11 protein-coding genes, 1 tRNA gene and 1 pseudogene are annotated in these 11,622 nt (G+C 65.3%); 10 read left to right on the forward strand and 3 right to left on the reverse strand.

Annotated features, from left to right (window positions below; translation table 11 throughout):
* Window positions 1-57: 57 nt before the first annotated feature.
* Both QO014_RS02795 and QO014_RS02800 read left to right on the forward strand, forming a co-directional pair.
* Complete coding sequence (locus QO014_RS02795) at window positions 58-1,281, forward strand: MFS transporter (RefSeq protein ID WP_266347119.1); 1,224 nt, start codon at window positions 58-60, stop codon at window positions 1,279-1,281.
* A 248-nt stretch (window positions 1,282-1,529) separates the two neighbouring features.
* Entirely contained in the window at window positions 1,530-3,662 is a 2,133-nt protein-coding gene (locus tag QO014_RS02800; protein ID WP_370877104.1) for a sodium-translocating pyrophosphatase, read from the forward strand.
* Window positions 3,663-3,743: 81 nt separating this feature from the next.
* Here the strand turns inward: QO014_RS02800 and QO014_RS02805 are convergent, their stop codons facing one another.
* Window positions 3,744-4,262, reverse strand: a complete 519-nt coding sequence (locus QO014_RS02805) for an outer membrane protein assembly factor BamE (RefSeq protein WP_266347121.1) — start codon at window positions 4,260-4,262, stop codon at window positions 3,744-3,746.
* A gap of 160 nt (window positions 4,263-4,422) precedes the next feature.
* Here QO014_RS02805 and QO014_RS02810 point away from each other — a divergent pair, with 160 nt between their 5' ends.
* The 8 genes and pseudogenes from QO014_RS02810 (at window position 4,423) to QO014_RS02845 (ending at window position 10,802) form a co-directional block, all read left to right on the forward strand.
* Window positions 4,423-4,980 carry a ubiquinol-cytochrome C chaperone family protein gene (locus tag QO014_RS02810; protein ID WP_266347122.1) on the forward strand — a complete coding sequence of 186 codons (558 nt, stop codon included), beginning with the start codon at window positions 4,423-4,425 and terminating at the stop codon, window positions 4,978-4,980.
* On the forward strand, window positions 4,980-5,516 hold the full coding sequence (locus tag QO014_RS02815; RefSeq protein WP_266347123.1) for a YceD family protein: 537 nt from the start codon (window positions 4,980-4,982) through the stop codon (window positions 5,514-5,516). The genes QO014_RS02810 and QO014_RS02815 overlap by 1 nt, the downstream gene beginning before the upstream one ends.
* 131 nt (window positions 5,517-5,647) lie before the next feature.
* Complete coding sequence (plsX, locus tag QO014_RS02820) at window positions 5,648-6,709, forward strand: phosphate acyltransferase PlsX (protein WP_266347124.1); 1,062 nt, start codon at window positions 5,648-5,650, stop codon at window positions 6,707-6,709.
* Window positions 6,706-7,683: a beta-ketoacyl-ACP synthase III gene (locus QO014_RS02825; protein WP_266347125.1), complete on the forward strand. Its 978-nt coding sequence runs from the start codon at window positions 6,706-6,708 to the stop codon at window positions 7,681-7,683. Before plsX ends, QO014_RS02825 begins: the two co-directional genes overlap by 4 nt.
* Window positions 7,684-7,804: 121 nt before the next feature.
* Entirely contained in the window at window positions 7,805-8,137 is a 333-nt protein-coding gene (locus QO014_RS02830) for an integration host factor subunit alpha (protein WP_266347126.1), read from the forward strand.
* A 63-nt stretch (window positions 8,138-8,200) separates the two neighbouring features.
* Window positions 8,201-8,453: pseudogene (locus tag QO014_RS02835) on the forward strand (MerR family transcriptional regulator); the annotation flags it as partial.
* Between the two features lie 858 nt (window positions 8,454-9,311).
* Window positions 9,312-9,388 (forward strand) — tRNA-Pro (locus QO014_RS02840).
* A gap of 214 nt (window positions 9,389-9,602) precedes the next feature.
* Window positions 9,603-10,802 (forward strand): GAF domain-containing sensor histidine kinase, encoded by a 1,200-nt coding sequence (locus QO014_RS02845; protein ID WP_266347127.1) that lies wholly within the window; start codon window positions 9,603-9,605, stop codon window positions 10,800-10,802.
* A 98-nt stretch (window positions 10,803-10,900) separates the two neighbouring features.
* Here QO014_RS02845 and QO014_RS02850 read toward each other — a convergent pair whose 3' ends face one another.
* Both QO014_RS02850 and QO014_RS02855 read right to left on the reverse strand, forming a co-directional pair.
* Entirely contained in the window at window positions 10,901-11,185 is a 285-nt protein-coding gene (locus tag QO014_RS02850) for a helix-turn-helix domain-containing protein (protein ID WP_266347128.1), read from the reverse strand.
* Between the two features lie 159 nt (window positions 11,186-11,344).
* Window positions 11,345-11,620 carry a helix-turn-helix domain-containing protein gene (locus tag QO014_RS02855; protein WP_266347129.1) on the reverse strand — a complete coding sequence of 92 codons (276 nt, stop codon included), beginning with the start codon at window positions 11,618-11,620 and terminating at the stop codon, window positions 11,345-11,347.
* Window positions 11,621-11,622 lie beyond the last annotated feature (2 nt).

Raw genomic sequence — 11,622 nt, forward strand, 5'->3', positions numbered from 1 at the left:
AAAACGTCCCCTGAGGGCAAGAAATCGATTCTCGATTTGCTCGATGGGGCCGAATTCGTGGATAATAATTCCAGTCTAGCCGATCAGGCCGTCCGCCGGAACGCATTCGTGCTGACAGCGGCGACGGCCTTTGGCGGCGCGATCATGCCGGTCGCCATCACGCTGGGCGGCCTCTCCGGCGCTTATCTGCTCGGCGCCGACAAATCGCTCGCGACCATGCCGGTCACGGCGCTGACGGTCGGTTCCGCGCTCGCGACGATCCCCGCCGCCACGCTGATGAGCCGGGTCGGCCGTCGCTGGGGTTTTGTCATCGGCGCCATGCCGGCGGCGCTCGGCGGCTTGCTTGCGACCTACGCGCTGCTGCAAGACCTGTTCTGGCTCTTCGCCGGCGCGTTGCTGCTGATCGGCGTCTCGGCCGCCTTCAATCAGCAATATCGCTTCGCCGCCGTCGATGGCGGCAGTGAGGTTGCCCGGACGCGGGCGCTGGCGCTCGTCATGGGCGGCGGTGTTCTCTCCGCCGTCATCGGCCCGCAGACCGCGATCTTCACGCGCGATCTGTTCCAGCCGATCCCGTTTGCCGGTGGCTTCCTCGCAATATCGGTGCTGGCGCTCGTCGCCTCGACGATCGTCAGCCGGCTGCGCAATATCGCCCCGCCGCGCAGAGCCCGGGATGGCGCTCAATTGCGCGGACGTCCGCTCGCCGAGATCGCGCGCCAGCCTCGCTTCGTGGCGGCGGTCCTGTGCGGCATCTGCTCCTATGCGCTCATGACCTTCGTGATGACGGCGGCGCCGCTCGCCATGGTCGGCTGCGGCCTCAGCCAGAGCAATGCCGCGCTCGGCATCCAGTGGCATGTGCTCGCCATGTTCGGGCCGAGCTTCTTCACCGGCAAGCTGATCGTGCGTTTCGGCAAGGACCGGATCGTCATCGCCGGCATGGCGCTGCTGACGGCTTGCGCCGTCGTCGCGATCTCGGGTCTGTCGCTCAGCCATTTCTGGATCGCGCTCGTTCTGCTCGGCCTCGGCTGGAATTTCGGCTTCATCGGCGCGACTGCGATGCTGACGGAAACCTACCGGCCGGAGGAAAAGGGCAGGGTGCAGGGCCTCAACGATTTTCTCGTCTTCGCCTCTTCCGCGGTCGCGTCGTTCTTTGCCGGCACATTGATCAACGGTCCCGGCTGGGCCTTCATCAACGCGATCGTCTTCCCGGTTGTCATCGTCTGCCTCATCGTGCTCGCTTGGACGGCGCTGCTGCGCCGTGGCGCCGTGCCGGAAGCCCTCTGAGTCCGCCGGCAAACAGACCGACCGCGCGTTTCTTGATCCTCCCAAGTCAAAATGGCGTGGCGCCGGCAAGCTAGTGCTTGACCGCCGCCTCAACCCGTCCTCAACTCGTTCAACGGGGGGAGAGCCGGGAGGAACGTTGCTTTCCCGCCGCACGGACAGCCGGCGCGGCGTTCTGGTTCGTCATAGGGCGAAATCCGGGGCGTTTGAAACGACGCCGGCAAGAGGAGGGGAAGAGAGACGTGATTTACTTGATCATTCTGTGCGCCTTGCTGGCCTTGGCCTATGGCGCCTGGGCGACACGCGACGTACTCGCCGCCGATGCCGGTTCCGCGCGCATGCAGGAGATCGCCGCGGCGATCCGGGAGGGTGCGAGCGCCTATCTGAGGCGGCAATACATGACGATCGCCGTCGTCGGCATCGTCATATTCGCGATCCTCGTATGGCTGCTGTCGCTGACGGTGGCGATCGGCTTTGCCATCGGCGCCATCCTGTCGGGCCTCGCCGGCTTCATCGGCATGAACGTCTCCGTGCGCGCCAATGTGCGGACGGCGCAGGCGGCGACCAAGAGCCTCGCGGCCGGCCTCGCCATCGCCTTCAAGTCGGGCGCCATCACCGGCATGCTGGTGGCCGGCCTCGCTTTGCTCGGCGTCGCGGTCTACTATCTCATCTTGACCCAGTTCGCCGGCTACAGCCCGGATGACCGCACGGTGATCAACGCGCTGGTCGCGCTCGGCTTCGGCGCCTCGCTGATCTCGATCTTCGCCCGTCTCGGCGGCGGCATTTTCACCAAGGGCGCCGATGTCGGCGGCGATCTCGTCGGCAAGGTCGAGGCGGGAATCCCGGAGGATGATCCGCGCAATCCGGCCACCATCGCCGATAATGTCGGCGACAATGTCGGTGACTGCGCCGGCATGGCGGCGGATCTGTTCGAGACCTATGTCGTCACCGTGGTCGCGACCATGGTGCTCGCCGCGATCTTCTTCGCCACCTCGCCCAATTTCGGGTCGATCATGCTCTATCCGCTCGGTATCGGCGCGGCCTGCATCATTACCTCGATCGCCGGCACCTTCTTCGTCAAGCTCGGCGCCAACCAGTCGATCATGGGCGCGCTCTACAAGGGCTTCATCGCCTCGGCACTGCTCTCCATCATCGGCCTCGCCGTCGCAACGCAGCTGCTCGTCGGCTGGGGCGAGATCGGCACGGCGGCAGGCTTCACCATCACCGGGCTGAACCTGTTCTATTGCGGCCTCGTCGGCCTGGCGGTGACCGGGCTGATCGTCTGGATCACCGAATATTATACCGGCATCGGCTATCGCCCGGTGCGCTCGATCTCGCAGGCCTCGGTGACCGGCCACGGCACCAATGTGATCCAGGGCCTCGCCGTCTCGCTGGAGGCGACCGCGCTGCCGACTCTGGTGATCGTCGCCGGCATCGTCTCGACCTACAGCTTCGCCGGCCTGTTCGGTACGGCGATCGCCGTCTCGACCATGCTCGGCCTCGCCGGCATGGTCGTGGCGCTCGATGCCTTCGGCCCCGTCACGGACAATGCCGGCGGCATCGCCGAAATGGCGGGCCTACCCAAGGAGGTGCGTCACGCGACCGATGCGCTCGACGCGGTCGGCAACACCACCAAGGCCGTGACCAAGGGCTATGCCATCGGTTCGGCCGGTCTCGGCGCGCTGGTGCTGTTCGCCGCCTATAATTACGACCTGACCTACTTCATCAGCGAGGCCAACAAGGAAGGCTCGACCAGCTTCCAGTATTTCAGGGGCATCGTCCCCGATTTCACGCTCTCCAATCCCTATGTCGTGGTCGGGCTGCTGCTCGGCGGCCTCATTCCCTACATTTTCGGCGGCATCACCATGACCGCCGTCGGCCGCGCCGCCGGCGCGATCGTGGAAGAGGTCCGGCGCCAGTTCCGTGCGAAGCCGGGCATCATGGCCGGCACCGACAAGCCGGATTACGGCAAGGCGGTCGACCTGCTGACCAAAGCGGCGATCAAGGAGATGGTGATTCCCTCGCTGCTGCCGGTGCTCGCGCCGATCGTCGTCTTCTTCGTGATCAAGTGGATCGCGGGGCCGAGCGAGGCCTTCTCGGCCGTCGGCGCCATGCTGCTCGGCGTTATCGTCACCGGCCTCTTCGTCGCCATCTCGATGACCTCGGGCGGCGGCGCCTGGGACAATGCGAAGAAGTCGTTCGAGGATGGTTTCGTCGATGCGAATGGCGTTCGCCACATGAAGGGTTCGGAAGCGCACAAGGCATCGGTGACGGGCGATACCGTCGGCGATCCCTACAAGGACACGGCCGGTCCGGCCGTCAATCCCGCGATCAAGATCACCAACATCGTGGCCCTGCTGCTGCTCGCCGTGCTCGCCCACTGAGCGGGCGAGGCTGAGCCTTGAAAAAAGAAAGCCCGGTGCGGTCGCACCGGGCTTTTTGCTGAGAGGCGAGGGCGGCCTCGATTATCCGCCGAACGGATTGCCGCCGCCCATGGCCATCGTTCCCGTCAGCACCTGCTCGAGGAAGCCCTGGTCGGTGCCGCTGGTCGGCGTCGTCTGGGTGATGAAGTCGAACACCTTGCCGTCCTTCAGGCCGTAATTGGCGATTCGGGCCACGGTCTGGTTCTTGTCGAAATAGACGGCCAGGATGCGCTGGTCGACGATCTTCTGGCGCTGGAAGGCCATGGTGCGCTTGCGCGTCTGGCTGATGTAGTAGAACACCTCGCCGCCGAAATCGGCTGTCGTTGAGGGCGAGCCGAGCACGATCAGCACCTGATCGCGGCTGGCGCCGACCGGCACCTGCTCGAGCGCCATGCTGGAGGCGACATAGCCGGCGTGATAGGTCTCGTTCAGCCCGCCGAAGGTGTTGGACTTCAGGCAACCCGCCAGGGGAACTAACGCGAATACGGCCAGCATGCCCACCGTGATGCGACGCGCCCGCGCGCTGCCGCCAAACCGCTGATCCGTTACGCCGAAAGGCATTGCATTCTCCTGGCCCACTTCATCGGGTTGGCAATCTCCCTAGCCTGCGCTAGGGCTCGTGGCAATCTTCCTTGCAAGGGCAGCAGGCAGTACCATCTGGAGCCGGGGACGGTTCGCCTCTGGCCTAGCCCTTTGCTGTCCAATCTGGAGATCGGCAGAAATGTTCCGACGCTTCTTCACCCGCAGCCGCAGGAACGAATCTATTGCATATTCGCTTTACGGCGCGATCGTGGCGCAGTCGCGGCAACCGGCCTTCTACGCCGATTGGCTCGTACCCGACACGCTCGACGGCCGCTATGACATGATCGTCCTGCATGATTTCCTGCTCTTCTACCGGTTGAAGACCGAGAGCGATGCCGATCGGCGACTCGGTCAGGCCGTATTCGACATTTTTCTCAAGGACATGGACGGCGCGCTGCGCGAAATGGGCGTGGGCGACATATCGGTGCCGAAGAAGCTGAAAAAGATGGCCGAGGTGTTTTATGGCCGCGTCAGCGCCTATGACGCGGCGCTCGCGGCCGGCGACGGCGCGGCGCTGGAGGCGGCGATCGCCCGGAACATATTTCCCGAAGGTGACCCGGCGGGCTCGGCAGGACGGATGGCGGCCTATGTCGAAGCCGCTACGGTGGCGCTCGCGGCCCAGCCGATCGATGTGATTCGCGCCGGGCGGATCGATTTCCCCGCGATTCGGTCCAACACGGCATCGGAGGCCGCGTGATGAGCAGCATTCCCTTTTCCCGCATCGTCGATATTGCCCGGCTCGGCCGTGGCCGCACGAACGAGCACCTGGTTGCCGATGCGGAGGAGCGGCGCGCGATCGCCAAGGAATTCGGCATCCTCGAACTGACCGCGCTGGAGGCCGATCTGGCGATCGAAACCTGGCGCCGGGTCGGGCTGAAGATCGAGGGGCGGCTGCGCGCCGATGCCGTGCAGGCCTGCGTCGTCACCGTGGAGCCGGTTCCCGAGCATATCGACCAGCCCTTCACGCTCACCTTCCTGCCGCCCGAGGCGATGGCGAAGGACCCCAAGACGGTCGCCGAGGCCGAGGTCATCGTCGTGTTCGACGAGGATGATCCGCCGGACGAACTGGTCGGCCATACGATCGATCTCGGGGCGATCGTCACCGAGCAGCTCGCGCTGGCGCTCGATCCCTACCCGCGCGCACCCGGCGCCGAGCTGCCGAAAGGTCTCGGAACGCACGATGAGGAAGAGGGATCGCCGTTTGCCGCATTGTCGAGCCTGAGGCAGAAGTGATAGCCACAAGGCCGTCGCCGGCGCGGCTGGCGAAACATTTGTTGTCAGGCAGGCCGAATTCGGTATTTTCCACCGCCGTAATCGCGGCGCTGTTGGAACGGCCGGTGGCGTTGAAGCGCTGAAAGGGCGGAATGGTTAAGATAGCGATCGACGCCATGGGCGGCGACAACGGGCCTTCGACCGTTCTCGCCGGCGCAGATATTGCGCTGGTCCGTCGGCCCGAACTGACGTTCCAGCTCTTCGGTGACGAGCAGGCGGTGCTGCCCCTGCTCGACAATTACCCGCGCCTCAAGGCCGTCTCGACCTTCACCCATTGCGAAGTCACCGTCCAGATGGACGACAAGCCGAGTCAGGCGCTGCGCAAGGGCCGCTGGAAATCGAGCATGTGGCGCGCGCTGGAGGCGGTGAAGAAGGGCGAGGCGGACGTCGCTCTCTCGGCCGGCAATACCGGCGCGCTGATGGCGATGTCGAAATTCTGCCTGCGCACCATGGCGGGCATCGAGCGCCCGGCGCTGGCAGCACTCTGGCCGACCATGCGCGGGGAAAGCGTCGTGCTCGATGTCGGCGCGACCATCAACGCCGATGCGCAGCAACTGATCGACTTCGCCATGATGGGCGGTGCGATGGCGCGGGCGCTGCTCGATGTCGAGCGTCCCACGGTCGGCCTGCTCAATATCGGCGTCGAAGAGATGAAGGGCCTCGAGGAGGTCCGCGTCGCCGGACAGATCCTCAAGGAAGCCAATCTCGACCATCTCGAATATGTCGGCTTCGTCGAGGGCGATGATATCGGCCGGGGAACGGTCGATGTCGTAGTGACCGAGGCCTTTGCCGGCAATATCGCGCTGAAGACGGCCGAGGGAACCGCCCGGCAGATCGGGTCTTATCTCCGTGACGCCATGGGGCGCACGCTGCTCGGGCGCATCGGCTATTTCTTCGCGCAGGGCGCGTTCAAGGAATTGCGCCAGAAGCTCGATCCGCGCGCCTCGAATGGTGCCGTGCTGCTCGGGCTGAACGGCATTGTCATCAAGAGCCATGGCGGCACGGATGGCGAAGGCTTCGCCAATGCCGTCGAAGTCGGCTACAGCATGGCCCGCAACGGGTTGCTGGCCAAAATTAGCCAGGATCTCGGCGATTATCACCGGGCGGGCTTCGTCCGCGAGGTGGCCGAAATCGTGAATGAAGGTGCTCCGTGAGTTTTATCCGTTCGGTGGTTCTCGGCTGCGGGAGCTATCTTCCCGAGAAGACCCTGACCAATTTCGAACTCGCCACGATGGTGGATACGTCGGATGAGTGGATCGTCCAGCGCACCGGCATCAGCGAGCGGCACATCGCCGCCGAAGGCGAGTTTACTTCTGATCTGGCGACGGCTGCCGCCAAGGCCGCCCTTGCCGATGCCGGTCTCACGATCGGCGAGATCGACATGATCCTCGTCGCGACCGCCACGCCCGACGACACCTTTCCCGCGACGGCCGTGACGGTCCAGCGCAAGCTCGGCATGCTGCACGGCGCCGCTTTCGACCTGCATGCGGTCTGCTCCGGCTTCGTCTTCGCGCTGTCGACGGCCGACGCCTATATCCGCGCGAGCCAGGCCAAGCGCATTCTTATCATCGGCGCCGAGACCTTCTCGCGTATCCTCGACTGGACCGACCGCTCGACCTGCGTGCTGTTCGGCGATGGCGCGGGTGCCGTGATCCTCGGCGCCTCGGTGCAGGACGGCACGCGCGAGGATCGCGGCGTGCTCACGACGCATCTGCGCTCCGACGGCAATCATCGCGAAAAGCTCTATGTCGATGGCGGCCCGTCCTCGACGGGCACGGTCGGCCATCTCCGCATGGAGGGCCGCGAGGTCTTCAAGCATGCCGTCGGCATGATCACCGACGTGATCGAGGACGCCTTCAGCGCCACCGGCTATACCGCCCAGGACGTCGACTGGTTCGTTCCGCACCAGGCGAATATCCGCATCATCGATGGCAGCGCGCGCAAGCTCGGCATAGCAAGCGAGAAAGTTGTGCGGACCGTCGCGGTCCACGGCAACACTTCGGCGGCGTCGATTCCGCTCGCCCTTTCGGTCGCGCGCGACGACGGGCGGATCAAGCGGGGCGACCTCGTGCTGCTCGAAGCGATGGGCGGCGGATTTACATGGGGTTCGGCGCTGCTGCGCTGGTAGGAAACGCCTGAAATTCCCGCGCGTTACGATGAAGGACGTTGACCGCCCCGAGGTCTGGCAATAGGCTTGTGTCAGGGGAGCAACAGGACTTTAGCCTAGCAAAAAGATTGGGAAAAAGACCATGACAGGCAAGACGGTGACGCGCGCCGATCTGTGCGAGGCGGTCTACCAGAAGGTCGGCTTGTCTCGGACGGAGTCTGCTGAGCTTGTCGAACTCGTCCTGGATGAAATCAGCGCGTGTATCGTCCGCGGCGAGTCCGTGAAGTTGTCTTCGTTCGGCTCGTTTCTCGTTCGCTCCAAGGGCGAGCGGATCGGCCGCAACCCGAAGACCGGCGAAGAGGTACCGATTTCGCCTCGCCGCGTGATGGTATTCAAGCCCAGCAATGTTCTGAAGCAGCGGATCAATGGCTCGCTTGTTCCAAACGGCCATGATTCCGATGAGGAAGATGCGTGACCGCGACGCCTGGTGACGGTTTGCCGGGGCCGTGCGCGGTTCTGAGTGACTGAGGGCAAGCCCTTGTCAAAGGGTCCTGACGCGTTCCGGACGATCAGCGAGGTGGCCGAGGAACTCGACCTGCCTCAGCATGTCTTGCGCTTCTGGGAAACCCGCTTCACGCAAATCCGTCCGATGAAGCGCGGCGGTGGCCGCCGCTATTACCGCCCCGACGATGTCGAATTGCTGCGCGGTATCCGCAAGCTGCTCTATGGCGAAGGCTATACGATCAAGGGCGTGCAGCGCATCCTGAAGGAACAGGGGCCGCGCCATGTCGTGGCGGCGGGGCAGGGCGCGAGCCTCGATCCCGTGCCCGTCGATGGCGACGACGACACCCTCCTTGATGCGGTTCCCGATGGCATCCTCGCCGACGAGGATGGCGATGATTTCGCGATTGCGCCACGCGCTCCCGAGCCACGCGGCGCGCGGCGCGACCCGCTCTTTGATCCGCCGGGGCGGGGTGATGCGCATCATCGCGAGCCCGAATTTCTCGACAGGCGCCGCGATGCGGGGCCTGCGCCGGCGGTGCGGGCCGAGCCGCGGCCCGTCGAGCCGGCGACGCGGGGACGACTGGCGCCGGAACCGGCCGTCTCGCTCGTCTCCCGCCTGCCGGCGGCGCCACCGGACGAACCCGAATCGGCCGACGACTACCTGCCGCCGCTGGTTGCCGAGACGCCGGCCCCGCCCGACAGGGTGCGCGGCGCGATCCGTGCCGAGGAACCGAGCCGGCATGCAACGTTCGAGGACCGGCGCGAGCCCTCGCTCACGTCCACTCGACCGGTGCCGATCCCGCGCGAGACCGATCCCCATCCCGTCGTCGAGCGGGCGAATCTCTCCCCATCGCAGCGGCAGCCGGCCCATGTCGCGCCGCAACCAACTGGTCCTGCGCTCTCGCATGACGATATTCGCACGCTGCGCGCAGCCCTGGCCGACCTTCTCGAATGCAAGCGAATCCTCGATCAGGCGCGATAGACGCGCACATCGGTGGATGACACCGAGATTGCCGGTGACAAGCCCGCGGCAACCGTGCTAACAGCGGCGCATTCCTCGACGGTCCTGCCGCCGAGGGGCGCGGCCGGGGGCCGCGCGGGGCCTCGGCTCCTGGAAGCTATATGAGTGGTCTTCCGTTTTCGGACGGAGCGTGGCGCAGCCTGGTAGCGCACTTGTCTGGGGGACAAGGGGTCGCAGGTTCAAATCCTGTCGCTCCGACCATCTCATCATCTTTACCGGCACATTTCCTGTCGAGTCACTGGCGACATGCAATGCCGGCGAGCCGCGCGAATCGAGCGCACCGGCTTTCGGGGCCCGGCGGAATTTCCGTCTTGTCGGGCGCGAGGCACGGTCAACGCGGCGATCAGCGCTATTGCTCCCGCATGTCGACCGACAGGCACTTGAGCGACACGAACATTGCTGCCGGAATTTCAGAATGCCCAGTGAGGATTTCTCCGCCGATATCGCCGCTGTCGCCAGCATCGCAGTCGTCCCGACGCTTCTCGACGTGGTCTGCCGGGCGACGGGCATGGGATTCGCCGCGATCACCCGGGTCACCGAGGATCGTTGGATCGCCTGCAGCGTGAAGGACGATATCGCGTTCGGGCTGGTCCCGGGCGGCGAGCTCGATGTGCGGACGACGCTCTGCCGCGAGGTGCGCGGCACTGGCGAGGCGGTGGTCATCGACCATGTCGCCACCGACCCGGTCTATTGCTCCCACCCGACGCCCCGGCTCTACGGCCTGCAGAGCTATGTCTCCATGCCGATCGTCCTGCCGGATGGCCGCTTCTTCGGCACGCTCTGCGCGATCGATCCCCGTCCGGCCAAGGTGAGCTCGCCCGAGATCGTCGGCATGTTCAAATTGTTCGCCGAATTGATCGCCTACCATCTCGATGCGATCGAGCGGCTCGCGGCCAGCAATGCGCTGGTCGAGGCGGAGCGGCGCAATGCGGAGCTGCGCGAGCAGTTCATCGCCGTGCTCGGCCATGATCTGCGCAGCCCGCTCGCCGCGATCGATGCCGGCACGCGCATGCTGATGAAGAACCCGCCGCAGGAGAAGGTCGATACGATCCTCGGCTTGATGAAGGCGACCGTGGGCCGCATGTCCGGGCTGATCGACAATGTGCTCGATCTCGCGCGCGGGCGGCTGGCGGGCGGCATCATCGTCCAGCGGACCGTGAACACGGATCTTCCCGCCGTGCTCGGCCAAGTCGTCGACGAACTGCGCGCCGGACATCCCGATCGTGAGATCCACGCCGAATTCGCGATCGAACGGCCGGTGTCCAACGATCCCGCGCGGCTCGCCCAGCTCTTCGCCAACCTGCTCGCCAATGCGTTGACGCATGGCGATGCCGGGGCGCCGGTCAGGGTCCGCGCCGCGACGATCGCCGATGATTTCGAGCTCGCGGTGATCAATGTCGGCGAGCCGATCCCGCCCGCGGCGATGGAGAGGCTGTTCCAGCCCTTCTTCCGCAGCGAGATTCGCCGCAACCTTCAGGGCCTCGGCCTCGGACTCTATATCGCCTCGGAAATCGCCAAGGCCCATGGTGGCGTGCTGGATGTCGTCTCGGACAGCGAGCGGACGGAGTTCCGCCTTCGCATGCCGATCGAGCATCCGCGCCAGCCGGCGCCCTAGATCATTTCATCGTTTCATGGAAACGACGAAATGATCTATCTATTTGACTTGTCGCGCTTCCTTCACGCGAACCGGGGCCCGCTTCGTTTGGAAATGCTCTAGCCCCTGTCGATCAGGGCCGGCGGTATGTTGAGCGCCTGCGACAGCTTGCCAATATGTTCGCCGGGCCGGATCAGGCCCTGTTCGATGGCGAGGATACGACTCGCGGGGATGCCGGATTGCTGCGCCAACCGCGCGATCGACAGGCCGCGATAGGCCCGTGCCGCCGTCAGCGGCGCGACCCCGCCGGCGACCTTCGCGTCCATCATGTCCTCGAGTTCGTGGTCAAAGAGCGAATTGCCACGACGTTTGGCAAGCGGACGCGTCATCAGCATGTGAGTCATCGTTCCGTCCTCTTCTCTCCCCCCGTTCATCTCCAACACGGGGCAGGACTCCGCCGTGCGGAACATCAAATCGGCTTGGGTCCGCACGGCCGGGACCGGCCTCTGGGCCGGCTCCCCGGGACCGGCCTCTGGGCCGGCTCCCATGTCCTCAATCGGGTGTCAGGCGATGCTGGCGACATCGACGCCGAGCGCGTCGGCGATCATCTGCCGCTCGGGCAGTGTCGGCTCCATGCCGAGCTCGATGGCGCGCAGATGGTCGGGCAGCAATCCGGCCCGCCCGGCCAGCTCGCACTGGCTCCATCCACGCTCGATCCGCAGCGCTTCGACCGTACGGCGCGGTGCCCCGGAGGCGCTGTCGATCTCGTCGATCCAGGGCGCGTCGATATCGCGGGGAATGTCGAGGCTGCGGGTCTGCTGCGGCTGTTCCTGTAGCATTG

The sequence above is a fragment of the Kaistia dalseonensis genome (genome assembly GCF_030814715.1).
GTDB lineage: Bacteria > Pseudomonadota > Alphaproteobacteria > Rhizobiales > Kaistiaceae > Kaistia > Kaistia dalseonensis.

Bases quoted from the DNA above. Each gene is read 5' to 3' on its own strand.
- QO014_RS02805 (WP_266347121.1), bottom strand. From the start codon at position 4,262: ATGCCTTTCGGCGTAACGGATCAGCGGTTTGGCGGCAGCGCGCGGGCG.
- QO014_RS02810 (WP_266347122.1), top strand. From the start codon at position 4,423: ATGTTCCGACGCTTCTTCACCCGCAGCCGCAGGAACGAATCTATTGCA.
- QO014_RS02815 (WP_266347123.1), top strand. From the start codon at position 4,980: ATGAGCAGCATTCCCTTTTCCCGCATCGTCGATATTGCCCGGCTCGGC.
- plsX (WP_266347124.1), top strand. From the start codon at position 5,648: ATGGTTAAGATAGCGATCGACGCCATGGGCGGCGACAACGGGCCTTCG.
- QO014_RS02830 (WP_266347126.1), top strand. From the start codon at position 7,805: ATGACAGGCAAGACGGTGACGCGCGCCGATCTGTGCGAGGCGGTCTAC.
- QO014_RS02845 (WP_266347127.1), top strand. From the start codon at position 9,603: ATGCCCAGTGAGGATTTCTCCGCCGATATCGCCGCTGTCGCCAGCATC.
- QO014_RS02850 (WP_266347128.1), bottom strand. From the start codon at position 11,185: ATGACTCACATGCTGATGACGCGTCCGCTTGCCAAACGTCGTGGCAAT.
- QO014_RS02855 (WP_266347129.1), bottom strand. From the start codon at position 11,620: ATGCTACAGGAACAGCCGCAGCAGACCCGCAGCCTCGACATTCCCCGC.